The 22636-nt window shown below is 65.6% G+C and carries 23 protein-coding genes and 1 pseudogene; 15 read left to right on the plus strand and 9 right to left on the minus strand.

Annotated elements, in window-relative coordinates; translation table 11 throughout:
* Nucleotides 1-927 carry a sugar phosphate isomerase/epimerase gene (locus RGUI_RS03840; RefSeq protein ID WP_081531840.1) on the plus strand — a complete coding sequence of 309 codons (927 nt, stop codon included), beginning with the start codon at nucleotides 1-3 and terminating at the stop codon, nucleotides 925-927.
* A 67-nt stretch (nucleotides 928-994) separates the two neighbouring features.
* Here the strand turns inward: RGUI_RS03840 and RGUI_RS03845 are convergent, their stop codons facing one another.
* Nucleotides 995-1876: a LysR family transcriptional regulator gene (locus RGUI_RS03845; RefSeq protein ID WP_081531841.1), complete on the minus strand. Its 882-nt coding sequence runs from the start codon at nucleotides 1874-1876 to the stop codon at nucleotides 995-997.
* Nucleotides 1877-2037: 161 nt separating this feature from the next.
* Here RGUI_RS03845 and RGUI_RS03850 point away from each other — a divergent pair, with 161 nt between their 5' ends.
* From RGUI_RS03850 to RGUI_RS03875, 6 genes are read left to right on the plus strand one after another with little or no spacing between them, the layout of a single operon-like run.
* Nucleotides 2038-2787: an HAD family hydrolase gene (locus RGUI_RS03850; protein WP_216640097.1), complete on the plus strand. Its 750-nt coding sequence runs from the start codon at nucleotides 2038-2040 to the stop codon at nucleotides 2785-2787.
* A complete protein-coding gene (locus RGUI_RS03855; protein ID WP_081531842.1) occupies nucleotides 2784-3710 on the plus strand; it encodes an ABC transporter permease in 927 nt (308 codons plus the stop codon). The genes RGUI_RS03850 and RGUI_RS03855 overlap by 4 nt, the downstream gene beginning before the upstream one ends.
* 1 nt (nucleotide 3711) lies before the next feature.
* Nucleotides 3712-4599 (plus strand): ABC transporter permease, encoded by an 888-nt coding sequence (locus tag RGUI_RS03860; RefSeq protein ID WP_081535957.1) that lies wholly within the window; start codon nucleotides 3712-3714, stop codon nucleotides 4597-4599.
* Nucleotides 4600-4648: 49 nt separating this feature from the next.
* A complete protein-coding gene (locus RGUI_RS03865) occupies nucleotides 4649-6199 on the plus strand; it encodes an ABC transporter substrate-binding protein (RefSeq protein WP_081531843.1) in 1551 nt (516 codons plus the stop codon).
* Between the two features lie 45 nt (nucleotides 6200-6244).
* Complete coding sequence (locus tag RGUI_RS03870) at nucleotides 6245-7066, plus strand: metallophosphoesterase (protein WP_081531844.1); 822 nt, start codon at nucleotides 6245-6247, stop codon at nucleotides 7064-7066.
* Nucleotides 7067-7076: 10 nt separating this feature from the next.
* Complete coding sequence (locus RGUI_RS03875; protein WP_081531845.1) at nucleotides 7077-8867, plus strand: ABC transporter ATP-binding protein; 1791 nt, start codon at nucleotides 7077-7079, stop codon at nucleotides 8865-8867.
* 28 nt (nucleotides 8868-8895) lie between these two features.
* On the opposite strand, the gene RGUI_RS22335 is transcribed toward RGUI_RS03875, so the two are convergent.
* From RGUI_RS22335 to RGUI_RS03890, 4 genes are all read right to left on the minus strand, one after another.
* Nucleotides 8896-9030: a hypothetical protein gene (locus RGUI_RS22335; protein WP_256387873.1), complete on the minus strand. Its 135-nt coding sequence runs from the start codon at nucleotides 9028-9030 to the stop codon at nucleotides 8896-8898.
* Nucleotides 9031-9584: 554 nt separating this feature from the next.
* On the minus strand, nucleotides 9585-10169 hold the full coding sequence (locus RGUI_RS03880) for an HNH endonuclease (protein WP_081531846.1): 585 nt from the start codon (nucleotides 10167-10169) through the stop codon (nucleotides 9585-9587).
* Between the two features lie 191 nt (nucleotides 10170-10360).
* Complete coding sequence (locus RGUI_RS03885; RefSeq protein WP_081531847.1) at nucleotides 10361-11035, minus strand: alpha/beta hydrolase; 675 nt, start codon at nucleotides 11033-11035, stop codon at nucleotides 10361-10363.
* Nucleotides 11032-11661: a DNA-3-methyladenine glycosylase gene (locus RGUI_RS03890; RefSeq protein WP_081535958.1), complete on the minus strand. Its 630-nt coding sequence runs from the start codon at nucleotides 11659-11661 to the stop codon at nucleotides 11032-11034. The genes RGUI_RS03885 and RGUI_RS03890 overlap by 4 nt, the downstream gene beginning before the upstream one ends.
* Before the next feature lie 74 nt (nucleotides 11662-11735).
* Here RGUI_RS03890 and RGUI_RS03895 point away from each other — a divergent pair, with 74 nt between their 5' ends.
* Nucleotides 11736-12956: an MFS transporter gene (locus tag RGUI_RS03895; protein WP_081531848.1), complete on the plus strand. Its 1221-nt coding sequence runs from the start codon at nucleotides 11736-11738 to the stop codon at nucleotides 12954-12956.
* 174 nt (nucleotides 12957-13130) lie between these two features.
* On the opposite strand, the gene RGUI_RS03900 is transcribed toward RGUI_RS03895, so the two are convergent.
* The 3 genes from RGUI_RS03900 to RGUI_RS03910 are packed head-to-tail and all read right to left on the minus strand — an operon-like array spanning nucleotide 13131 to nucleotide 15413.
* Nucleotides 13131-14474 (minus strand): MATE family efflux transporter, encoded by a 1344-nt coding sequence (locus tag RGUI_RS03900; RefSeq protein ID WP_081531849.1) that lies wholly within the window; start codon nucleotides 14472-14474, stop codon nucleotides 13131-13133.
* The gene (locus tag RGUI_RS03905; RefSeq protein WP_081531850.1) at nucleotides 14467-14976 is read right to left on the minus strand and encodes a PaaI family thioesterase; all 510 of its coding nucleotides are present in this window, start codon (nucleotides 14974-14976) and stop codon (nucleotides 14467-14469) included. Before RGUI_RS03905 ends, RGUI_RS03900 begins: the two co-directional genes overlap by 8 nt.
* Complete coding sequence (locus RGUI_RS03910) at nucleotides 14973-15413, minus strand: PaaI family thioesterase (RefSeq protein WP_081531851.1); 441 nt, start codon at nucleotides 15411-15413, stop codon at nucleotides 14973-14975. Before RGUI_RS03910 ends, RGUI_RS03905 begins: the two co-directional genes overlap by 4 nt.
* Nucleotides 15414-15508: 95 nt before the next feature.
* On the opposite strand from RGUI_RS03910, the gene RGUI_RS03915 reads away from it, so the two are divergent.
* The 7 genes and pseudogenes from RGUI_RS03915 to RGUI_RS03945 all read left to right on the plus strand — a co-directional run bounded on the left by RGUI_RS03915 (nucleotide 15509) and on the right by RGUI_RS03945 (nucleotide 21850).
* The gene (locus RGUI_RS03915; protein WP_081531852.1) at nucleotides 15509-16660 is read left to right on the plus strand and encodes a putative manganese transporter; all 1152 of its coding nucleotides are present in this window, start codon (nucleotides 15509-15511) and stop codon (nucleotides 16658-16660) included.
* 55 nt (nucleotides 16661-16715) lie between these two features.
* The gene (locus tag RGUI_RS03920) at nucleotides 16716-17084 is read left to right on the plus strand and encodes a MerR family DNA-binding transcriptional regulator (RefSeq protein ID WP_081531853.1); all 369 of its coding nucleotides are present in this window, start codon (nucleotides 16716-16718) and stop codon (nucleotides 17082-17084) included.
* 127 nt (nucleotides 17085-17211) lie between these two features.
* A complete protein-coding gene (locus RGUI_RS03925; protein WP_081531854.1) occupies nucleotides 17212-17610 on the plus strand; it encodes a MerR family DNA-binding transcriptional regulator in 399 nt (132 codons plus the stop codon).
* A 36-nt stretch (nucleotides 17611-17646) separates the two neighbouring features.
* Nucleotides 17647-19428: an acyl-CoA dehydrogenase C-terminal domain-containing protein gene (locus RGUI_RS03930; protein ID WP_081531855.1), complete on the plus strand. Its 1782-nt coding sequence runs from the start codon at nucleotides 17647-17649 to the stop codon at nucleotides 19426-19428.
* Between the two features lie 33 nt (nucleotides 19429-19461).
* Nucleotides 19462-19674 carry a class I SAM-dependent methyltransferase gene (locus tag RGUI_RS03935; protein ID WP_081531856.1) on the plus strand — a complete coding sequence of 71 codons (213 nt, stop codon included), beginning with the start codon at nucleotides 19462-19464 and terminating at the stop codon, nucleotides 19672-19674.
* Between the two features lie 307 nt (nucleotides 19675-19981).
* Complete coding sequence (locus RGUI_RS03940; RefSeq protein ID WP_081531857.1) at nucleotides 19982-20617, plus strand: glutathione S-transferase family protein; 636 nt, start codon at nucleotides 19982-19984, stop codon at nucleotides 20615-20617.
* Between the two features lie 22 nt (nucleotides 20618-20639).
* A pseudogene (locus tag RGUI_RS03945) lies at nucleotides 20640-21850 on the plus strand (acetyl-CoA C-acetyltransferase).
* An 80-nt stretch (nucleotides 21851-21930) separates the two neighbouring features.
* Here the strand turns inward: RGUI_RS03945 and RGUI_RS03950 are convergent.
* Entirely contained in the window at nucleotides 21931-22494 is a 564-nt protein-coding gene (locus tag RGUI_RS03950) for a VPLPA-CTERM sorting domain-containing protein (RefSeq protein ID WP_081531858.1), read from the minus strand.
* Nucleotides 22495-22636: the final 142 nt, after the last annotated feature.

The following is a 22636-nucleotide window of genomic DNA, read 5'->3' on the forward strand; positions in this document are numbered from 1 at the left end:
ATGACCGACCGCATCATCGCCACCGGGTTCAACACCGGCTATGCCGAGGGCGACCTCGACCGATTGGCCGCGCGCCTGTCCCATATGGCCGCAATCGGCTGCACCGGGGCCGAGATCACGGCGGTTGGCCTTGACGCGGTGGTGTCCTGCAGGCTGGTTCCCGACCGGGTGCAGGCCCTGCGGCAGATCATGGCGGCCCATCCGCTGAGCTATTCGATGCACGCCCCCATCGCCATCAACCTGATGGACGAAACCCATGCCGACCCGATGCAGCGGGCGGCCATCGTGTCGATGGAGCTTGCCGCAGAGATCGGCGCGCGGGTCGTCGTGCTGCATCCCGGCCGCTGCCACCCGAAGGACTGGGTCGACCGGCAGGCAGGGCTTCTGCAGTTCGAGCTGGACATGCTGGGCCCCGTGGCAGACCGCGCCGCGGCGCTGGGTGTGCAGATCGCCTATGAGAACATCTCGCCCAATGCGCGGGTGGTCGCGGGGGAAGAGACGTCCTATTCCCTCGACCCCCGGCAACTTGCCATGCAACTGGAGCGGCTGCACCACGACGCGGTCATGGCCTGTCTCGACATCAGTCACGCGCAGCAGGGGGCGGTTCTGTGGTCCTTCGACATGGTCGAGGCATGTGCGGCTCTCGCACCCTGGATCGGGCATATCCATTTTTCCGACAGCGCCGGGGTGCCCGCTACCTTCCCCCACACCCATCAGGGGGAGCGGCATTTCTTCGGCGTGGGCGACATGCATGCGCCGAAGGGCTGGGGCGCGGTCGATTTCGACGCACTGGCCGCCCGGCTGCCCGTGCGGCAGGGAACCCGCGTGGTGATCGAGATCAAGCGCAATTTCCTTGCCCATGCGGAACGCGCGACATTGCAGGCCGCCAAGGACTTCGGCGCGGCCGTCAACGCGGCGGGGGGCTGAGGCCAAGGGCGGTCGACGTCAGCCGTTTCCGGCAAGCGTGAGCGCCGAATACCGACGCTCACGCCCCCTAGTCGCCCTGACGCGCCCGCCAGGCTGCGGCGCTATCGAAGAATGCCGCGATCAGGTCGCTGCCCTCACCGACCAGCGCAAAAGCGAACTCCTCGCTGGCCGCCGTCATCTCGGCGATCCGAAGCCGCCGCACCCCGTCCACCCGTCCGGTGCCGTGGCGCCAGATGAAACCGACACCCAGCCCATTGGCCACGGCCTCGTAGACGCCATCGCGGGAATCGAGCGTCAGGAAGGGCTCCGGCACAAGGCCCAGCCGGGCGAACAGCCGATCCGCCGCGCGCTGGGTGGATGACCCCCGGGCGCGGAAAATCAGCCGCTCCCCGATCAGATCGGCGGCGGCGACCTCTGCGCGATCCGCCCAGCGATGGGTCAGGGGCACGATGGCCATCACCTCGTTCCGGATCAGGACCTTGCGGCGAAAGCGGCTGTCGGGCGGCACGTCGGGGAGGATGCCGACATCGACCTCCCGGTTCAGCACAAGACGGGTGATCCGTTCATGGGAGCCGGATTCGACCCGCAGGCGGACCGAGGGATAGGCCTTGCTGAAATGGGAAATGATCGCCATGCCCGGCATCATGTTCCCCAGCCCGATGGAGATCTCGCCGGACTCGATCAGGGTATGGCGGGTCAGCAACCGTTCCGCCGCGGTCCGCTCTCGCGCGACGCGTTCGGCAGAGTCGCACAGGCTGGTGCAGACAGGGGTTGGCACCAGACGCCCGTGGCGGCGCAGGAACAGCTTCACGCCAAAGCGCGTCTCGATCCGCTTGATCTGCTGGGCCACGGCGGGTTGCGACACGCCCGCGCGCCGGGCGGCCTCGGCATAGGATCCGGCGGCGGCCACATGGCGCACATAATCGAGACCGGCAAGGCTAAGGGTCACGGCACTTCATCCGATGAAAGCGATTCTACCACCAGATGAAAGACTAGCTTTCCCCTGTTACAGGCGTGTCACGGCCAACCGCGACTGTCCCCTCAACACGATGCACCACGCGAACCGACCTCCGTGACCCACCGCGGTCACGGGAAAGGGAGATGTTGCCGATGATGACGGCCGATGCAGACCTGCTGGACCGCAGGCGGAGCGCCACGCTCGACCCCGCCGCCGTGGCCGGGTTCGATTGCGTGCTGTGCGATCTCGACGGCTGCCTGATCGCGCAGGGGCAGGCCTTTGCCGATGCCGCGCGGTTCGTTGCCGCCTGCGGTGAGCGGCTTTGGATCGTATCGAACAATTCCGCCGACACGGGTGAGACGCTGAGCGCCCGTCTCTGCGCCCTTGGCCTCGACATTCCGCCCGCGCGGATCGTTCTGGCCGGGGAGGAGACAATCCGCCATCTGGCGACCGAAAGCTCGCGCATCGCCGTTCAGGGCTCCGCGCCGCTGCAGGCGCTGGCCCGCGCGCTGGGTGTCCTGGCAGAGGATGCGCCCGACAGCATCGTCTTGTGCCGCGATCCGCGGTTGACGGTAGACATGCTGGGGCCGCTGGCCGACCGGATCGCCGGGGCCGACGAGTTCTGGGTCGCCAATACCGATATCAGCCATCCCGGCCGCGACGGCTCGCCCGTGGCGGAAACCGGCGTGCTGCTGGCCGCGCTGACCGCCCTGTTGCCCAGCCTGCGCCATCGCAGCCTTGGCAAGCCCGATGCCTATCTGGTTGAAACGGCGCTCGACCGGGCGGGCACACCGCCCGAGGCGGCGATCTTCGTCGGCGACAATCCTTCGACGGACGGACTGGCCGCCGCCCGCGCCGGCGTGTCTTTCCTGCATCTCGACCGGGACGGGGCGCGGCCATGATCGACTATGTCGCCCGGGCGCTTCTCCGCATGATCGTGACGCTCTTCGTGATCGTCACGCTGGTGTTCTTCGCCACGCGGCTGTCGGGCAGCCCGCTGGATACCTTTCTGGGCGAGGGGCTGACCGCCGAAGACCGCGAAATGCTGATCACCTATTTCGGCCTCGACGGTTCGATCTGGGAACAGTACCTGCGCTACTTGCGCGGCCTGACCGAGGGAAATTTCGGGATCTCCTTCCTGGAACGCCGCCCGGTGGCAGAGATCGTGGCCGAACGCATCGGTCCTTCGCTGCAACTGCTTGGCGCGTCGCTGGGCCTGACGCTGGCGGTGTCGATGCCGCTGGGCATCCTTGCCGCGATCTACCGCACCCACTGGATCGGGTCGGCGATCATGGTGCTGGCCTTCACCGGCTACGCCGTGCCCAATTTCGTCATTGCCATCGTGATGGTGCTGGTCTTTGCCTTCACGTTGAACTGGCTGCCCGTGGTGGGCAATGGCAGCGCGGCGCATTTCATCATGCCCACGATCGCGATGTCCGGCGCACTGATCGCGGCTTTGACCCGGTTCACCCGCAACGCGATGCTGGATGTGCTGGGGCAGGACTTCATGCGCACCGCACGGGCCAAGGGGTTGCCCGAACCCGTGGTGATCCTGAAACACGGACTTAGAAATGCCTCTGTCACCATCATCTCGGTCGTCGGGTTGCAGATCGCGGGGCTGGCCGCGGCGGGCAGCGTGGTGATCGAGGCGATCTTTTCCTGGCCGGGGGTCGGGGACCTGCTCGTCGCCTCGGCGCTGGAGCGGGACTATCCGGTGCTGCAATTCGGGGTGATCTCGGTCTCCGTCGCCGTGGTTCTGATCAACACCACGGCCGACATCGCCTATGCGGTGGCCGATCCGCGAATCCGGCTGGCGCGGGGCTGAGATGAGCGTGACCGATCATATCGCCCCCGTTCGACCCTCTGGCCTGCGCGCGCTCTGGCAGGGGGGCAACATCTTTCAGAAGGTCGCGCTGATCTCTGCCGTGGTGCTGCTGACGCTGGCCGCCGCCGCGCCGCTGATCGCGCCGTTCGACCCGGTGGATCAAAGCCTGATCTCGCGCCTGCGCCCGCCCATCGGGTTCGACCGCTACAAGGCGGGCCATTACCTCGGCACGGATGAGCTTGGCCGCGACGTGTTTTCCCGCACGCTGTTCGGGCTGCGGCTGACGCTCTCCCTTGCGTTGATGGGGGCCTGTATCGGGCTGGTGATCGGCGGTGGGCTGGGGCTGATCGCGGGGCTGCGCCGCGGCGCGACCGAAGACCTGATCATGGGCGCGGTGGATGCGCAGATCGCCATCCCCTTCACGCTGATCGCGCTGCTCTTGCTGTCGGTCTTCGGGTCGTCCCTGACGATCATGGTGATGATCCTCGGCATCTACGGGTGGGAGCAATACGCCCGCATCGTCCGTGCCGAGGTGCGCAAGATCACCACCCTGCCCTTTATCGAGGCCGCCCGCGCCGCAGGGGCCCCGCCCCTCTACACCGCGCGGCGGCACATCCTGCCCAACATCGTCTCGCCGCTGGTCGTGCAGTTCACGCTGGCCGTGTCGAACATCGTGATCCTTGAATCGACGCTCTCATTCCTCGGCCTCGGCGTGCAGCCGCCCACGGCAACGCTGGGCTCCATGGTGGGCGTCGGGCGCGACTACATGCCGAACGCCCCCTGGACGGTCATCGCCCCGGCCATGATGATCGTCGTTCTCACCTTTACCGTTCAGATCCTCGGCGACTGGCTGCGCGACCGCGCCGATGTCCGCCTGCGGGAGAGATAACAACCAGAGGCCCAAGGCCCGGATTGCCCCCATCCAAAAGGAAGTGACCATGAAGAAACTGCTTCTGACCACCGCGCTGGCCCTGACCGCGACCGCCGGCCTTGCGCAGGAAATCGTCGTCGGCGCCGCCAATGTGTCGTCCTATCTCGACCCCGGCCGTGACCATTCCAATGTCGGCTCGCAATTCTACTACAACACCTTCGACACGCTGATCGACCGCGACCACGACACGCTGGAAACCGTCTGGGTCCCGGCGCTGGCCACCGAATGGAAGCTGGTGGACCCCAAGACGATGGAACTGAAACTGCGCGAGGGCGTAAAGTTCCACAATGGCGATGACATGACCGCCGATGACGTGGTCTTTTCGCTTAACCGCATGTACCAGGCGACCTTCCCGCCCTACAAGGTCCGCTCCAAGGACCGGCTTTCCAACTTCACCGGCGCCGAGAAGGTGGACGACTACACCGTCCGCATCCATGTCGAAAAGGAAGAGCCGCTGTGGGAAACGCTGGTCTCCCTTCAGCAGGTCATGATCATCCCCGAGGACTATACCAAGGCGCTGTCGGGTGACCCCGACGTCGCCGAGGACGGCGATTTCGAGGCCTTCAGCCTCGCCCCCGTCGGCACCGGCCCCTACAGCGTCGCAGAGTTCGTGCCGGGTGAACGCGTGGTCTATGAACGCTTCGACGATTTCTGGGGCGAAAAGGCCCCGCTGGAACGCGCCATCGTGCGCCGGATGCCGGAAACCGCCAGCCGCATCACCGCGCTGAAGACCGGTGAGGCCGACATCGTGACCAATATCGCGCCTGACCAACTGGCGCTGGTCAACAGCGACCCCAAGCTGAAGACCGAAGGCAGCGCCACCGCGCTTTTCCACGTCATGATCATGAACGTGAACCACCCCAAGCTGACCGACCCGCGCATCCGCCAGGCGATGAGCCTTGCGGTGGATCGCGACACGCTGAACGAGGCGCTGTGGCTGGGCAAGGCGATCGTGCCCTCGACCCACACCATGGCCGAGATGGGCGCGCTGCATCAGCCCGATCTGGTCACCTTCGAATACGATCCCGAACGGGCCAAGGAGCTGCTGAAAGAGGCCGGTTATGACGGGTTCGAGATCACCTTCGACACCGACCCGGTCTACTACACCAACGGTCTGCTCGCCGCGCAGGCCATCGTCGAGATGTGGTCGGAGGTCGGCATCAACGGCCGCGTGAACGTCACCACCACGTGGAGCGGCGGGTCGCCCAACCTGATGGTGCGCAACTGGTCGAACCCGATGTATTTCGCCGACCCGTTCGGCAGCTTCGGCGTGATGTGGGCGCCCAACGGCCCGTCCGAGGGCGAAGGCCGCTTCAACACCGATGCGGACTACGCGGCGATCTGGGAACGGTTCCGCTTCTCCAAGGATGTCGAGGCGCGCAAGACCGCCTATGCCGAGCTGATGGACCGCATCAAGCAGGACCCGCCGGTTCTGCCGCTTTATCGCCCCTATGAAAGCTGGGCGATGAGCAAGTCGGTCAACTGGGCGCCGAAGCCGGGGCACATCCCCTATGTGCTCGACTTCCGCGCAGGCTCGATCAGCTTCAACGAAAGCTGAGGCACAAGGGGCGCGCCCCACCCCCACCACTCACGGACCTGTCTTATGCGTATTGCCATCGTTGCCGATATTCACCACGGGGCGCCCTCTCTCACCAAGCGGGGCGATCAGGCGCTGCCGCTGCTCGACGGTTTCGCGGATTTCGTGGCCGCAGAGGCGCCCGACCTCGTTCTCGATCTGGGCGACCGGATCTCGGACATGGACCGGGACACCGACCTGCGTCTGGCGCGCGAGGTTGCCGACGCGCTGAAGGCGGTGAAGGCCCCGATCCACCATGTCTGCGGCAATCACGACCGGGACAACATGACCGTCGCCGAAAATGCCGAGATCCTCGGGCAGGATCTGGTGTCAAAGGTCATCGACGCGGGCGGCTGGCGCATCGCGCTCTGGCGGGCGGAGGCGAAGATCACCCGGACAGAGGCCTATCGCGGCTTCGACCTGCCAGAGGCCGATCTGCTGTGGCTGGCCCATGTCGCGGCCAGCACCGACCGGCCGTTGCTGGTGGTCAGCCATGTGCCCGTGTCGGGCCATGCCCAGACCGGCAACTACTATTTCCAGCGCAGCCCGCAATATGCGACCTATCCGCAGGCAGAGCGCGCCCGGGCGGCCCTTGCCACCGCGCGGCACCCGGTTGTGTGCCTTGCCGGCCATGTCCACTGGAACACCATCACACAAGTGGACGGGGTGATCCACCTGACCCAGCAGTCGCTGACCGAAAGCTTCACCACCCAGGGGGAGCCCGCCGCGGCCTGGGGGATGCTGGAGCTCGGCGCCGATATTCACTGGCAGGTTCACGGCCGCGACCCGTTCGAGTTGCGGATGACCCCGCGCCCCGCGCGCTGGACCCCGCCGCTCGCCCCGTTCTGAGGATCCTCCGATGCCGCAAGCGCCCGTTCTCTCGATTCGCGACCTTGGCATCGCCTTCGGCCATTTTCAGGCGGTGGAACGCATCAGCCTGGATATCCGCGCGGGCGAAACCCTGGCGCTGGTGGGCGAAAGCGGCTCGGGCAAATCGGCCACCGCGCTGGCCATCCTGCGCCTGATCGAACGCGAGGGCGGGCGGATCACCGGGGGCAGCATCCGGTTGGGCACCGACACCCCGGTCGAGGTCACGACGCTTGGCGCCGCCGACCTCACGCGGCTGAGGGGTAACCGCATCTCGATGGTGTTTCAGGAACCGATGACGTCCCTGAACCCGGTGATGCGGATCGGCGAACAACTGGTCGAGGTGCTGATGCGCCATCAGGGCCTTGGCCGCACCGCCGCGTTGAAAGCGGCAAAGGCCGATCTGGACCGGGTGCGCATCCCCGACCCCGCGCTGCGGCTGACCCAGTACCCCCACGAACTTTCCGGCGGGTTGCGGCAGCGGGTGATGATCGCCATGGCGCTGGCCTGCCGGCCAGAGGTTCTGATTGCCGACGAACCGACCACCGCGCTGGATGTGACCACGCAGGCCGAGATCCTCGCCCTGATCCGATCGCTTCAGGCAGAGCTTGGCATGGCCGTCCTGTTCATCACCCATGACATGGGCGTGGTGGCAGAGATGGCCGACCGCGTGCTGGTGCTGCGCAACGGCCAGATGATCGAGGAGGCGCCGGTCACGCAGCTTTTCGCCGCCCCGCGCACCGCCTATGCCCGGGAACTGATGGCCGCGACCAACCGGCTTGGCTCGGCCGCCCCGAAAGCCCCCATCAAGGCCGATCCGGTGCTGGAGGTCGAGAGGCTGTCGACCTCGTTCACCGCGGCCGGTGGGATGTTCCGGCGCCCCGCGTCCAGGACCGTGGTCAAGGATGTCAGCCTGTCGCTGGCCCGCGGCGAAACCCTGGGCCTTGTGGGCGAGTCCGGCTGCGGCAAGTCCACCCTCGCCCGGTCGATCCTGCGCCTTGTCGAACCGCAGACCGGCCGGGTCCGGATCGACGGTGAAGACATGACGGCACTTTCGCCCGGCGCCTTGCGCGCGGCCCGGCACAGGGCCCAGATCGTGTTTCAGGATCCCTTCGCCAGCCTCAACCCACGGCTGCCCGTGCGCGACCTCGTCACCGAACCGGCCTTTCTGCACACGGGAGTCACGGGACGGGACCGCCGCGACCTGGCCGTGTCGCTCCTGGATCGCGTGGGGCTGGAGCCGCAGGCGGCGGACCGCTTTCCCCACCAGTTCTCCGGCGGGCAGCGGCAGCGGATCTGCATCGCCCGCGCGCTGTCGGTGTCGCCGCGGGTGATCGTTGCGGACGAGGCTGTGTCGGCGCTCGACGTCTCTATCGCGCGGCGGATCACCGACCTGATGCACGACATCCAGACGCGGGAGGGGATCGCCTTCCTGTTCATCTCGCACGACATCGCCGTGGTGGAGCGGGTCAGCCATCGGATCGCGGTGATGTATGCCGGCCATATCGTCGAGATCGGCCCCACCGGCGCGCTGCTGGGCGCGCCGCGACACCCCTATACCCGCCGCCTGCTGGCCGCGGTTCCGATCCCCGACCCCGTCTATCGCAGGGGCAACCGCCCGGCCCTGCAAGCGGGCCCCGGGCCGTCGGACTGGACCGACCTGCCCCTGCGCGAGGTCGGACCGCAGCATTTCGCCCGGGTGTCCTTTCCCCATGAAAACGCCCCGGGGGCACAGACACCCGGCCCGGCCCATGCACGCCGACAGACGATGGCCGACGCCTGAGCATGCGGCCCTCATCACGTCTTGCCTTTCATCCCGGTCGGGCGGAGGTCTTGTCGTCGGAGCTTTCCGTTTCCAGTCGATTGGCCAGTGCACGCCGGTCGCCCGGCGATGACAAGAGGATCGCGACAGCCACGCCGATGGCCGCGCCGCCCCGCACGTACATGGGTCTCCTGTTTCCACAAAGCATGCGCCGCCATATCGGCACCGAGTTTCGCTGGTGCAGCGAGAACAAGCGCTGACAGATAGCGCAGTAGCGTCTTGTCTGGTGGTTCGATGACCGCACCTGGCCAGCCGCGCAGTTATTTACGCGGTTCGGGGAACGCAACATTCCTTCGCAAATGTCTTCCCCGGACAGACTGCACATACCCTTCGCAATCCTGTCAGGGCACCCGTATCAAACCAAAGCGATGACGCACCGGACGGAGCAGTTCCGATCATGGTGGCGCCCGCCGCCTTTCTGGCGGCCAAGCTCCGGTCATCCTGCGGACGCTCTCGTCGCGCTCATGGTCCGTGGCCGGCGCTACGAGCGTCCGGCGCGACGAGAGAGCCAGGCCGGTTGCTGTAATGGCCATGCGCCCCCGGGCGGCACGGCGCGTGCTGTGCCCCAAAAATCCTTTATTTTCAATGGTTGGTGAAATCGATGCTTCCCCCAGGGAAGCAGAACCGGCGATTCTGGGAAAACTTTGGTTCCCTTTACAACTTCCCGGCAAGCCGGTGTCACGCTTCCAGTTCGGCATCCCAGTAGAGGAAATCGAGCCAAGTTTCATGCAGGTGGTTCGGCGGGAACTTGCGCCCGATATTGCGCAGTTCTTCCGCCCCGGGCTGGCGCGGTGTCTTGCGCAGGGCCATGCCGACCTGGCGCAGGCTTTTCGAACCCTTCTTGAGATTGCAACGGGAACAGGCCGCAACGACGTTCTCCCAACTGGTGATGCCACCGCGGGCCCGCGGGATGACGTGGTCGAAGGTCAGATCGCCCTTGGTCCCACAATACTGGCAGGCAAATTCGTCCCTTAAAAAAAGATTGAAGCGCGTGAAGGCCACGCGCTTCTGGGGTTTGACGTAATCTTTCAGGACGACAACCGACGGTATTCGGATTTGCATCGACGGGCTTCGGACCACCTCGTCATACTCGGCGACGATGTCCACCCGATCGAGGAACGCCGCCTTCACCGCCTCCTGCCAGGGCCAGAGGGACAGGGGGTAATAGCTTAATGGGCGGTAATCGGCGTTCAGAACGAGCGCGGGATAGTGTTTGAGCCCGCCGGGCTCCCTGACAAATGTACTCCTGAAATCGCCGTCCATCTTGAGACTCAGCCTCCGCCCCGTCTGCCCGATCAGGCTGCGAAGCGGGACGCCCCGCCCCAAACCTGTGATCAACTATATATGGCGTTTCCCGCCTGACAAGCCCCGCTAGATGCGGTGGATTGCCGAAACATGTAGCGCGGGGCTGTAACGGATGTGTGACGTCGGCGTCAGGGGCCGGGCTGCGGCGGTCAATCCCCGGCTTCCAGCCCCAGACGCTCCCGCATGAAGGCAAGCGCCACGGACAGGCCATCGGGTGCGATTCCATGCCCGGTGCCCTTCATGACATGGGCGAAGACGTCGAATCCGGCCTCGCTCAGCGCGTTTCCGGCATCGGGCAGCGCCTGCACCGGCACCACGTCGTCGGCATCGCCATGAACCAGAAGCACGGGGGGTTTGGACACGGCCTCCTCGGCCAGCAGATCAGGCACCAGAAGACGGCCGGAAAATCCGACGATCCCGGCATAGGCCGGGCTGCGCCGCGGCCCGACATGCAGCGCCATCATCGTGCCTTGCGAGAAGCCGAACAGGATCGTGTTTTCCGGGCCGATTCCCTCGTCCTCGGCCACGCTGTCGAGCCAGGCGTTCAGGTCGGCGACCGCGCGCACCATGCCCGCCTCGCTCTGTTCTTCCGACGACCCGTCGATCCACGGGATTGGGAACCACTGGAACCCGAACGGCACGCCCGCGCAGCGTTCCGGCGCGTCGGGCGCAAGGAAAGCCACTCCGGGCATATGCGGCGCCAGCGGATCGGACAGGCCCAGAAGGTCCGCCCCGTTCGCCCCGTAGCCATGCAGGAAGATCACGAGGCTGTCGGCCTCCCCCTTCGCCGCGCCGGCGCGGCCCGCTTCAAGTACCCGTGTCACCTGATGCCCTCTCGCTCTTTCGCAATCCGGTAATAGGCCCAGAGCGCCCGCGCCGCAACGGCCCGCCAGGGCGACCATGCCTCTGCCATCTGCCGCAGGGCCTTTTCCTTGGGCCTGTCGGGCAAGTCGAACAAAAGACGGGCAGATTCCTGCAAGGCAAGGTCAGCGGGCGCAAACACATCGGCCCGGCCGAGCGAGAACATCGCATAGATCTCCGCCGTCCATCGGCCGATGCCGGGAACCTCGACAAGGGTGGTCACCACCTCGTCGGTCGGCGTGTCGCGCAGGCTGTCGAAATCAATGCCGGACGCGGCGAGTGCCTTGGCATAGCGGATCTTCTGCCGCGAGAGGCCGCAGGCGCGCAGGTCGTCCTCGCTGGCCCATGTGATCTTTCGCGGCCCTGTCAGGCGGGCGGCCTTCATCCGCCCCCAGATCGCATCGGCCGCCGCGACCGAAACCTGTTGGCTGACGATGGCGGACAGAAGCGCCTCGAACCCGTCCTTGCGGCGGCGCAGCGGCAACGGGCCCGTCTGGTCAAGCAAGGCAGCGAAACGCGGCTCGATCCGCGCGAGATAGGCGGCCCCTTCCGCGACACAGGCTTCGGTTTCGATGATGCGTCCGACCATAGACGCAGCATAGGACTGCATGAGGGGCGATTTCCAGCCTTCCACCGCCGACATCCCCGCGCTAGGTCAGAACCATGAGTGACGCATCCCTGCCCCAGTCCCATCCCCATACCCGGCGCAATGTGACCATTCTGGTGATGGCGCAGGCGATCCTTGGCGCGCAGATGCCGATGATCTTCACCATCGGTGGGCTGGCCGGGCAATCGCTGGCGCCGAACCCGTGCCTTGCCACCCTCCCGATTTCGCTGATCGTGTTGGGGTCGATGATCACGTCTGGCCCGCTGGCGGCGTTCATGCAGCGGTTCGGGCGGCGCGCCGGGTTCTTCCTGGGCATCGCCGGCGGCGCGACGGGGGCGATCATCGGCGCGATCGGCCTGATCCAGTCGTCCTTCGCGCTGTTTCTGGCAGGGTCGTTCTTTACCGGCACATATCTGTCGGCACAGGCGTTCTATCGCTTTGCCGCGGCCGACACGGCCGAGGGGGATTTTCAGCCCAAGGCGATTTCCTACGTTCTGGCGGGCGGGTTGGCCGCGGCGGTGATCGGACCGCAACTGGTCAAGGTCACCGCGCAGGCGATGGTGATCCCCTTCCTTGGCACCTACCTGACGGTGATCGCGATCAATGCGGTGGGGGTGCTGCTGTTCTCATTCCTCGACATCCCCCGACCACCACCGCGCGATCCCGCGCATCACCACGGCCGCACCCGGGCCGACCTGCTGCGCGACCCGGCGATTCTGGTGGCGATCATCTGCGGCATGGTCTCCTACGCGCTGATGAACCTTGTGATGACGTCAACACCGCTGGCGGTGGTGGGTTGCGGGTTCGATACCGGAACGGCGGCGGATATCGTGACGGCCCATGTGCTGGCCATGTATGTCCCGAGCTTCTTCACCGGTCACCTGATCGCGCGCTTCGGCGTGACGCGGATCGTGGCGCTGGGTCTGGCCATTCTGGCGGCGGCGGGGGGCGTGGCGCTGACAGGGGTGGATATCGAGCATTTCTTCGTTGCGCTGATCCTTCTGGGTGTCGGCTGGAACTTCGGCTTCATCGGGGCGACGGCGATGCTGGCCAAGGCGCATGCGCCCGAGGAACGCGGCGCGGTGCAGGGCATGAACGACGTGCTGGTGTTTGGCGGGGTGACGATGGCCTCGCTTGCGTCGGGCGGGCTGATGAACTGCTCCGGCGGGTCGGCGCAGGAGGGGTGGATGGCGGTGAACCTTGCCATGGTGCCGTTCCTCGCGCTGGCGGGGGCTGCGCTGATCTGGCTGTTGCTGCGGCCAGCGGACGAGCGGTAGGCCCCGGGCCGGCTCCCAAGGCCCGAATGCCAATCGGGTGCGCCACAGCACGCAGGTGCCGAAAGCGACACGCGAGGCCGCGTCATCGGCGGGCCAAGGCGGAAGCCTTGACTTCGCGCCAAGCGCGATGACGCAAACGCCGCGAGCGAAGTCAGGCGTTGCACACAACTCGTATCAGGCCGGGGCCTTGCGCCCGGCCTCAGCCTCCAGCGCCGGGTATCGCAGACCCAGCGTGATGGCACGCGCGACAAACGAGATCAGCAGCGCAATCCAGAGCCCGTGATTTCCGAAGGCTGGCACCAGCACCCAAGCCGAAGCTGCATACACCGCAGCCGAGATCACCATCATGTTGCGCATGTCGCGCGTCCGCGTGGCCCCGATGAAAATCCCGTCCAGCATGTAGGACGCGAGCCCCAGCACCGGCGCCACGACCATATAGGGCAGATAGGCGCGCGCCGCGGCACGCACTTCGGGCGCGGTCGTCATCAGGTCGATGATCGCCCCACCGAAGGCGGCGAAGACAGCCGCCAGCCCGATCACCGACACCAGCCCCCAAAAACTGGTCAAGAGCGCCCCGCGCCGCAGGGCCATGCGCGCCCGGGCGCCCATCGCCTGCCCCACCAATGCCTCGGCCGCGAAGGCGAAACCGTCCAGTGCATAGGCGGTGATTTCAAGGAACTGAAGCAGCACCTGATTGGCCGCCAACGGGACATCGCCGAAATCCGCCCCGAGAAACAGGAAGGACACGAAGATGCCCTGCAACAGGAGAGAGCGCAGCAGGATATCGGTGTTCACCCCGGCCATGTGGCGCAGCCGGGCCCGGTTCAGCACGCGCGCCCAATCGCGCCACGCCGGACCGCGGAACGCCCCGCGGCAGAGCCATAGCCCCAAGGCCGCGCCGGACCATTCCGACAGGAAGGTCGCGACGGCGACCCCCTGCACCCCCCAGCCAAGGCCAAGGACGAACCAAAGGTCCAAAACAATGTTCAGCCCGTTCATCCAGAGCTGGATCGCCAGCACCGCGCGCGTGCGAGCCAATGCAATCAGCCAGCCCGTGATGCCGTAAAGCGCGATGGCCGCTGGTGCCGACCAGACCCGGATGGACATGTATTGCCGGGCGAGGGTTTCGACCTCGTCACTTGCGGGCGATACCAGAAACGCGCCGGCAAACAGCGGTGCCTGTGCAAGAATGATCACGACGCCGCCCGCAAACCCCAGCATCAGCGCCCGCGACAACATCGCGTCGACCTCGGCATGGTCTTTCGCACCCCAGGCCTGCGCGGTCAGCCCCGTGGTGCCCATGCGCAGGAACCCGAACAGCCAGTAGAGCGCGGCCAGAATGATCGCGCCGATACCAACGGCCCCGATGGGCGCGGCCAACCCCATCTGGCCCACGACGCCCGTATCCACGGCCCCAAGGATCGGCACCGTGGCATTCGACAACACGATGGGCAGCGCGATGGCCAGAACGCGCCTGTGGCCCGGCACCGGTTCCGCCGGCAGGGATATGTCAGCCATCGCGCGTCGGCATCAGGAAATGGCCCGTCGCCTGCGCGAAGAGCCGGGCGCGGTTGTCCTGCCATGCCTCGACATGGACGCTGGCATAGCGCCGGCCAGACCGGTTGACCCGCGCGCGGGCATAGGCATCCCGCGGCATGCCGGGGCGCAGATAGTCCACGGTAAAATCGATGGTCTTGGGCAGCCGCGGTAGGGTGTCGGCGGTCAGCGAGCGGGGGTCGAGCGCCCCGCTTTCCAGATCGTCCCACAGCATCGCCCATGACAGGCCGATGATCGCCGTGACCTCAAGGAAAGCGGCGGTCGCCCCGCCATGCAGCGCGGGCAGAAACGGGTTGCCGATGAGGGCCTCGTCATAGGCAAGGATGGCGGTCAATTCATCACCCCGCCGTTCGAACGAGATGCCAAGAAACCGGGTATAGGGCACGCCCTCAACCAGGGCGGCCAATGCGCCGTCGCGCCGCTGCTTGATGACCTGAACGGGTTCGGGGGTGCGCCGCGTCATGTGGTGCCCCCTGCCCCGCGTTCGACCGTGAAGGTGCCGGTTGCCGTCGCCACAGGCGTTTCGGTGTCTTCGTCCATCGCCGTGGCCCGCACGAAGGCGACCGAGCGGGTAATATGGTGGCATTCCGCCCGCGCGGTCAGACGTTGGCCCGGCGTCGCCGCGCGCATGTAATCGATGCGCAGGCTGATCGTTGCGGTGCTGGCCGGCGCTTCCCGGTGGCTCATGACCGATGCGCCGCCGCAGGTGTCCAGCAGGGCCGACACCGCCCCGCCATGGATCACGCGGCTTTTCGGATCACCGATCAGCCGTTCGTCATAGGGCATCGAGATCACGGCAACGCCGTCGCCAATGGCATCGATCCGCATCCCCAAAGCGCGGGAATGGGGGATCTTTTCGATGAATTCTGTGGCAATGGCGGCTTTTTCATCACGCGACATCGGCAATTCCTTTCCTGAGCGCATATTCTCTCTTGCAACGCATGCCGCAAGCACTAACTACTGCGATTGAGAACCATTCGCAGTCGCAAGTTGCCATGAACACCAAAACCCTTCTTCCCGACTCCGGCCTTCCCCGTGTTGGCTTCGATTTCTTCGGACCCTTCCGGCCGAAGCGCCTGCTGGTGGTGCTGACCCTGCTGGCGCTGGCCCTTGCCCCTGGGGAACTTGGGGCGCTGACGCGCGAGTTGATGACGAACGCCTATGTTCAGGTCAGCGTCTTCGTCGCCGCAACGCTGCTGCTGTTCTACGGCTCCGAACGTCTGTTTAAATACGACATGGGCGCCACGCTGAAACGCGCGCGCTTCTGGCAGGTGCCGATGGCGTCCTTCCTTGGGGCAACGCCGGGCTGCGGCGGCGCGGTGATCGTGGTGGCTGCCTATACTTCGGGCAATGTGGGCTTGGGGGCGGTGGTGGCCGCCTTGACCGCTACGATGGGCGATGCCGCCTTCCTGCTGATCGCAACGCGGCCCGATGCGGCGGCGGTCGTGCTGCCGGTGTCCCTTGCCGTCGGCGTGATGTCGGGCTGGTTGGTGGATCGGTTCAACCGGGTCGACCTGCCGGTCCTGGAAGGCGCCTCGTGCGAGGTCGCGCCGCGGATCGGACGGCTGCGTCCGCGTGACATCGCCTATCTGCTGCCCGGTGTGCCGGGGCTTGTCGTCGGCGGGGCGCAACTGGCGCAAATCCAGATCGACAGCCTGCTTGGTCTGCCGGTGATGACCTTCGCCCTGGCCGGCACGGCCTTGGGCCTGTTCATCTGGGCGACCTCGCCCGTGACCGCGATGACGAATGCCAAGGATGCCCCCCTGACCCGTATGGCCGAAGAAACCAGCTTCATCTCGGTCTGGGTGATCGGCGCCTATCTGGCCTATGACTATGCCGCGGCCTTTGCGGGCATCGACATTACCGCGTGGTTTTCCGCCATCGGACCGCTTTTGCCGCTGATCGCGATTGCCGTGGGCTTCATCCCGGGCTGCGGCCCGCAGGTTCTGGTGGCCACGCTCTATGTGAACGGCGCAATCCCGTTCGCCGCGCTGATCGGCAATGCGATTTCCAACGATGGCGACGCGCTGTTCCCCGCCATCGCGATCAACCCCCGCGCGGCGGCGCTGGCCACGATCTATTCCGCGATCCCGGCCGTTCTGGTCGCCTACGGGTTCTATCTGTTCGCCCCGGGCTTCATGAACTGAATTGATCGACCGGGCGGCAGCGCCTACCTAGGGTCCGAACGATCCGGGAGGGGACATGTCTGACCATCGACTGACGTTCAAGGAAATGTGCGCGCGGTTCGACGTGACCCCGCGCACGCTTCGCTATTATGAATATATCGAGCTTCTGAGCCCCGAAAGAGAGGGCCGCACGCGGTTCTACACCGGGCGCGAGGTCGCGCGGATGACCCTGATCCTGCGCGGGCGGCGCTTCGGCTTCTCGCTTGAGGAGATCCGGCAATGGCTGACGCTGTACGATGAAAAGGGCAGCACAGCGCAATTGCGAACGATGATCGAGATGGCCGACCGGCAGCTTCTGGCCCTGACCGAGGAGCGCGACAGGATCGGCCGCACCATCGCCGAATTGCAGGCTTTGCGTGACGAGGTGGCCAAAAGCCTCGACTGACGGACCGGAGGGCGCCCGGCAGTCTTCGTGACGCAACGTTACGTTTACGTCAACGTCATGCAGGCTTGTATACTGCAATCCGAACGGGCAACTGGCGCGCATGCCTTCCACCCAAAGACGAGCAGCGATGACCGACGACCTACTAACGATCACCCAGATGCGCGACCGGTTCGACGTGACGGCCCGGACCCTTCGGTTCTATGAATCCAAGGGCCTTCTGGACCCGCACCGCGACGGCCAGAAGCGGCTTTACACCCGCCGCGACCGGGCCCGGCTGAAGCTTATCCTCCGCGGCAAGCGGTTCGGCTTCAGCCTTGAGGAGATCCGCCAGCTTCTGGACCTTTACGACCTGGAGGATGGCGAGGAACTGCAGTTCCGCCGGACCTACGCAGTCGCGCAGGAACGCCTTGCCGACATGGAGCGCCAGCGCGCGGAACTGGACGAGGCCATCGGCGAATTGCGGGATCAACTGGCCGCGGGCGCCGAAAAGCTGGCCGAGTTCGGTCGGAAGACGGCCGCGGAATAGCGACCCAAAGGCAGACAGACTTCAGGGAGGAGTGCCATGCCGACCTATACCCCGCCCATCGCAGACATGCAGTACCTGCTGCACGACGTGATGCAGATCAGCCTGTCCGATATCCCCGCCTATGACGAACTCGACCGGTCCTTCACCGGTGCCGTTCTGGAAGAGGCCGGCAAGATCTCTGCCGAGGTTCTGGCCCCGCTGAACGCCGTGGGCGATACAGAGGGATGCGTGCTGGACAACGGCGTGGTGCGCACGCCCACGGGCTTCAAGAATGCCTATCGGCATATGTGCGAGGGCGGCTGGACCGCGCTGGATGCCGATCCCGCCTTTGGCGGACAGGGCATGCCCTTTCTCCTGCATTCGGCGGTGGGGGAGTTGTTCGCGGCCTCCAATATGGCGTTCAACATGTATCAGGGCCTGACCCATGGGGCGATATCCGCGATCCATGTGCATGGGTCGAAGGAACAGAAAGCGCTGTACCTGCCGAAGATGATCTCAGGCCAATGGTCGGGCACGATGAACCTGACCGAACCGCATTGCGGCACCGATCTTGGGCTGATCCGGACCAAGGCAGACCCGCAGGCCGACGGCACCTACAAGATCACCGGCACCAAGATCTGGATCTCGGCGGGCGAACACGACCTGACCGAGAATATCGTGCATCTGGTGCTGGCCAAGATCCCCGACGGGCCCGAGGGGACGAAGGGCATTTCGCTGTTCATCGTGCCGAAATTCCTGCCCGATGCCGACGGCACCCCGGGGCCGCGCAACGCGGTGGCCTGCGGCGGGCTGGAAAAGAAGATGGGCATCCACGGCAACGCCACCTGCGTGATGAACTATGACGGCGCGACGGGGTTCCTGATCGGAGAAGCGCACAAGGGGATGCGCGCCATGTTCACCATGATGAACGAGGCGCGGATCGGCGTCGGCACGCAGGGCTATGCCCAGGCTGTCGTCGCCTATCAGAACGCGCTGGCCTGGGCCAAGGAACGGTTGCAGGGCCGCGCACTGGGGGCACCTGCCAATCCCGACGGCCCGGCCGACCCGATCCTCGTGCACCCCGATGTCCGCCGAAACCTGATGGATCAGAAAAGCTTCACCGAGGGGGCACGCGCCCTTGCCCTGTGGGGGGCGGAACTGATCGACCGCGCCGGGCGCAGGAAGGACGCAGAGGCCGAGGCGCTGGTGTCCCTGCTGACCCCGGTGATCAAGGGGTTTCTGACCGACAAGGGGTTCGAGACCACGGTTCTGGCCCAACAGACCCTGGGCGGAACCGGCTTCACCCGAGAGGCCGGGCTGGAGCAGTTCGTGCGCGATGCGCGGATCACCACGATCTACGAAGGCACCAACGGCGTTCAGTCGCTTGACCTTGTGGGCCGCAAGCTGCCGCAGAACGGTGGGCAGGCAATGACGGCCTTCTTCGCGTTGGTCAAGGACTTCATCAAGGCCCACGAGGGAAACCCCGACCTGAAATCAGACTTCCTCGATCCGCTGAAAGCGGCCTCCAAGGACCTGCAGGCGGCGGTGATGTATTTCGTTCAGGAGGGACTTAAGAACCCGGCCAACGCTCTTTCGGGCAGTTATGACTTCATGCTGCTGTTCGGCCATGTCTGTCTGGGCCTGATGTGGGCGAAAATGGCCGCGGTCTCGCACTCTGCGCTGGCGCAAGGAACAACGGAGGATGCGGATTTTCACCGGACCAAGATTGCCACCGGGCGCTACTACATGGCCCGGCAACTGCCCGCCACGCGCCTGCATCTGAGCCGCATAGAGAGTGGCGGAGAGACCGTGATGGCACTGGACGCGGACAGGTTCTGAGATGCAGGATCGGGACGACCACAGGACGATCTCATGCCAAAGCGCCTGCGCCTGACCCGCCGGTTTCCCGTCGCGATGAGCGAGGATGCCTATCGTCGGCTGCGCCGCTTCGCGCGCGAGGCCGGCCTTGACGAGGGCGAGGCGCTGTCCTTCCCGTTCGAGAATTTCGACAGAGTCACGGTCAGCGAGGTCCTGCCCCACCGGTTGCGCCTGTTCAACGCGGACCTGGAGGCACGGAAGCGATGACCAATCACCGGAACACAAGTCGGAAAACGTCGGGCCGTGGGTATTTTCGCCAAGAAGAAGGGGAGTGTCGGGCCCTCCGCCCGGACGACGCCCCCGGTCGCTACCGAGGTGGAGGCGCCGGGCGGAGGACCTTCTCCTTGGGCGGTCATCGGCTCCCCAGCCTGTACCGCGAGTCGCACGCTGGCGCGTTAACGTTAACCTTTGGTTACCGGGCACAGCCGGCCCCTTCTTCTTGGCCAAAATACCCACGGCGCGACGGCGGGGTCCGTGGTATCGCAGGGGCCGTGGCGCAACACTGGGAGGGACCATGACGATCAAGCTTCACTGCTTCGGCGAAAGCGGCAATGCCTACAAGGCGGCGCTGACGCTGGAACTGGCGGGCGTGGACTGGGAGCCGGTCTATGTGGATTTCTTCAACGGCGCCGCGCGGCACCCAGACTTCCTCGCGCTCAACCCGATGGGCGAGGTGCCGGTCATGGTGACCGACGCTTTCAGCATCAGCCAGTCGGGCGTGATCCAGACATGGGTGACCGAGCAGACAGGAAAATTCGGCGGACAGTCCGCCGACGAGGCGCGCGAGGTGCTGCGCTGGATGTTCTGGGACAATCACAAGATGTCCGGTCAGGCCGGCGCTCTGCGCTTCTTGATGAACTTCCTGCCCGAGGAGAAACGCCCGCAAGAGGCCATCGGCTGGCTGTCCGGCCGCGTTCAGGCGGCGCTGAAGACGCTGGAGCGGTCGCTTGACGGACGGGACTGGCTGGTGGGCGATGGCCCGACCACGGCGGATTTCGCCTGTTGCGGATATCTTTACTACCCCGAACCCTTCGGCTTTGACCGGGCGGACTGGCCTGCGATCGACGCTTGGCTGACGCGCATTTCCGCCCTGCCCGGCTGGAAACACCCCTATGACCTGATGCCCGGCTCTCCCGCCGACCGGGCCTGACACGATTTCGGGAGGAACGAGCATGACCGACGCCTATATCTATGACGCGATCCGCACGCCGCGCGGCAAGGGCCGCAAGGATGGCAGCCTGCATGAGGTCACATCCCTTCGCCTGTCCGCATTGGTTCTGAACGCGCTGAAGGACCGCAACGGGCTGGAGGGGCTGCGGTCGAAGACGTGATCTGGGGCAATGTCACGCAAGTCGGCGAACAGGGCGGGTGCCTTGCGCGCAGCGCGGTTCTGGCCTCCGACCTTGACGAGGCGATCCCGGGCCTGTCGATCAACCGCTTCTGCGCCAGTGGGTTGGAGGCCGTGAACCTCGCCGCCAATCAGGTGCGCGCAGGCGCCGGAGAGGCCTATATCGCGGGCGGGGTGGAGATGATGGGGCGCGTCGCCATGGGCAGCGACGGTGCGGCCATCGCCGTGGACCCCAGCCTTGCGATGAAAAGCTATTTCGTGCCGCAGGGCATTTCCGCCGACATCATCGCAACCCAATACGGATTTACCCGCGACGATGCCGATGCGCTGGCCGTCGAAAGCCAGCGTCGCGCGGCCATGGCGTGGGACGAGGGGCGCTTTGACAGGTCGATCCTGCCGGTGAAGGACGTGAATGGCCTGACGATCCTCGACCGGGACGAATATCTGCGGCCCGGAACCGACATGCAGGCGCTTGGCGCGCTGAAACCGGCCTTCAAGGAGATGGGCGAGGCGATGCCTGGCTTCGACCAGGTTGCGCTGATGAAATACCCGCATCTGGAGCGGGTCGAACATATCCACCACGCCGGGAATTCATCGGGCATCGTGGACGGCGCCGCGGGGGTTCTGGTCGGCAGCGCGGCGTTCGGCAAGGCACACGGGCTGAAGCCGCGGGCGCGGATCCGGGCGGCCTGCAAGGTGGGTACCGATCCGACGATCATGCTGACCGGCCCGGTGCCCGCCACCGAAAAGGCATTGGCGCAGGCGGGCATGGCCATCACCGACATCGACCTTTTCGAGGTGAACGAGGCGTTTTCGGCGGTTGTCCTGCGCTTCCTTCAGGCCTTCGACACCGATCCGGCGCGGGTCAACGTCAACGGGGGGGCCATCGCGCTGGGGCATCCGCTGGGCGCGACGGGGGCGATCATCCTTGGCACCCTGCTGGACGAGATGGAACGGGCCGACAAGGCAACCGGGCTGGCCACCCTCTGCGTGGCCTCGGGCATGGGCGCGGCAACCATCATCGAGAGGGTCTGATGGCCGCGCGATCAGCCAAAAAGGGAAACGGCCGAGGGACCCGGCCGTTCTTCGTGCGTCCAATGCCCGGCAATCGCGGGTCAGGTCTTGCGGGCGCGGCGGACGAGGCCGAGACCGGCAACCCCTGCGAACAACAGCGGCAGCGACGCAGGCACCGGAACGTCTGCGCCAACCCGGTCGTAATTGACATTGCCATAGGCGTAACCCGCCCCGCTCGACGCCGTGTTGTCGAACACCAGCGTCCGGAACACGCCAAGGCCGGAAATGTCCTCAAGATCGGTTCCCGACTGAAGGGTCAGCAGGACGCTTCCGACGAAGTTCATCATGTCGTCATAGGCACTGACGGTCGCCTCGTCGCCCGGGTTGCCAAAGCCGTATTCGAAATTGACATTCTCGACATCGAAATTCCAGGTCAGCGTCATTTGCCCTTCGCAGCCCGAAGTGACCGGACAAACGGCATTGGGAACGAAATCGCCGACAAGCAGCGTGCCGATATCCGCGGTCACCGTCGCTTCGGCCATTGTCAGCACGGTGTCCCCGGCGCTCAATACACCAGCCGTGAAATCGAGCTGGGCGGCGTGGGCGGCGGACAGCGAGATGATTGCCGCGCCAATTACGGAAGAAAGTACAGTCGTCTTGCGCATGATACACGTTTCCCTGTTGGACTATTTTGTCTTAACAGCATGGCATATTTTTTTGTTTGTTCCAAGAATGGCTTGCAGCACGCAATAATTGAAACGGGCGCAGGCCCCTTTCAGCGCTTGCAGCCGAACGTCCCAGCCACCC

Source organism: Rhodovulum sp. P5, from assembly GCF_002079305.1.
GTDB lineage: Bacteria > Pseudomonadota > Alphaproteobacteria > Rhodobacterales > Rhodobacteraceae > Rhodovulum.

Excerpts from the sequence above, each read along its gene's own strand:
- RGUI_RS03865 (WP_081531843.1), top strand. The coding sequence starts at position 4,649 with ATGAAGAAACTGCTTCTGACCACCGCGCTGGCCCTGACCGCGACCGCC.
- RGUI_RS03875 (WP_081531845.1), top strand. The coding sequence starts at position 7,077 with ATGCCGCAAGCGCCCGTTCTCTCGATTCGCGACCTTGGCATCGCCTTC.
- RGUI_RS03840 (WP_081531840.1), top strand. The coding sequence starts at position 1 with ATGACCGACCGCATCATCGCCACCGGGTTCAACACCGGCTATGCCGAG.
- RGUI_RS03910 (WP_081531851.1), bottom strand. The coding sequence starts at position 15,413 with ATGTCGCGTGATGAAAAAGCCGCCATTGCCACAGAATTCATCGAAAAG.
- RGUI_RS03905 (WP_081531850.1), bottom strand. The coding sequence starts at position 14,976 with ATGACGCGGCGCACCCCCGAACCCGTTCAGGTCATCAAGCAGCGGCGC.
- RGUI_RS03940 (WP_081531857.1), top strand. The coding sequence starts at position 19,982 with ATGACGATCAAGCTTCACTGCTTCGGCGAAAGCGGCAATGCCTACAAG.
- RGUI_RS03925 (WP_081531854.1), top strand. The coding sequence starts at position 17,212 with ATGACCGACGACCTACTAACGATCACCCAGATGCGCGACCGGTTCGAC.
- RGUI_RS03930 (WP_081531855.1), top strand. The coding sequence starts at position 17,647 with ATGCCGACCTATACCCCGCCCATCGCAGACATGCAGTACCTGCTGCAC.
- RGUI_RS22335 (WP_256387873.1), bottom strand. The coding sequence starts at position 9,030 with ATGTACGTGCGGGGCGGCGCGGCCATCGGCGTGGCTGTCGCGATCCTC.
- RGUI_RS03855 (WP_081531842.1), top strand. The coding sequence starts at position 2,784 with ATGATCGACTATGTCGCCCGGGCGCTTCTCCGCATGATCGTGACGCTC.
- RGUI_RS03850 (WP_216640097.1), top strand. The coding sequence starts at position 2,038 with ATGATGACGGCCGATGCAGACCTGCTGGACCGCAGGCGGAGCGCCACG.
- RGUI_RS03895 (WP_081531848.1), top strand. The coding sequence starts at position 11,736 with ATGAGTGACGCATCCCTGCCCCAGTCCCATCCCCATACCCGGCGCAAT.
- RGUI_RS03935 (WP_081531856.1), top strand. The coding sequence starts at position 19,462 with ATGCCAAAGCGCCTGCGCCTGACCCGCCGGTTTCCCGTCGCGATGAGC.
- RGUI_RS03950 (WP_081531858.1), bottom strand. The coding sequence starts at position 22,494 with ATGCGCAAGACGACTGTACTTTCTTCCGTAATTGGCGCGGCAATCATC.
- RGUI_RS03920 (WP_081531853.1), top strand. The coding sequence starts at position 16,716 with ATGTCTGACCATCGACTGACGTTCAAGGAAATGTGCGCGCGGTTCGAC.
- RGUI_RS03870 (WP_081531844.1), top strand. The coding sequence starts at position 6,245 with ATGCGTATTGCCATCGTTGCCGATATTCACCACGGGGCGCCCTCTCTC.
- RGUI_RS03900 (WP_081531849.1), bottom strand. The coding sequence starts at position 14,474 with ATGGCTGACATATCCCTGCCGGCGGAACCGGTGCCGGGCCACAGGCGC.
- RGUI_RS03890 (WP_081535958.1), bottom strand. The coding sequence starts at position 11,661 with ATGGTCGGACGCATCATCGAAACCGAAGCCTGTGTCGCGGAAGGGGCC.
- RGUI_RS03915 (WP_081531852.1), top strand. The coding sequence starts at position 15,509 with ATGAACACCAAAACCCTTCTTCCCGACTCCGGCCTTCCCCGTGTTGGC.
- RGUI_RS03880 (WP_081531846.1), bottom strand. The coding sequence starts at position 10,169 with ATGGACGGCGATTTCAGGAGTACATTTGTCAGGGAGCCCGGCGGGCTC.
- RGUI_RS03860 (WP_081535957.1), top strand. The coding sequence starts at position 3,712 with ATGAGCGTGACCGATCATATCGCCCCCGTTCGACCCTCTGGCCTGCGC.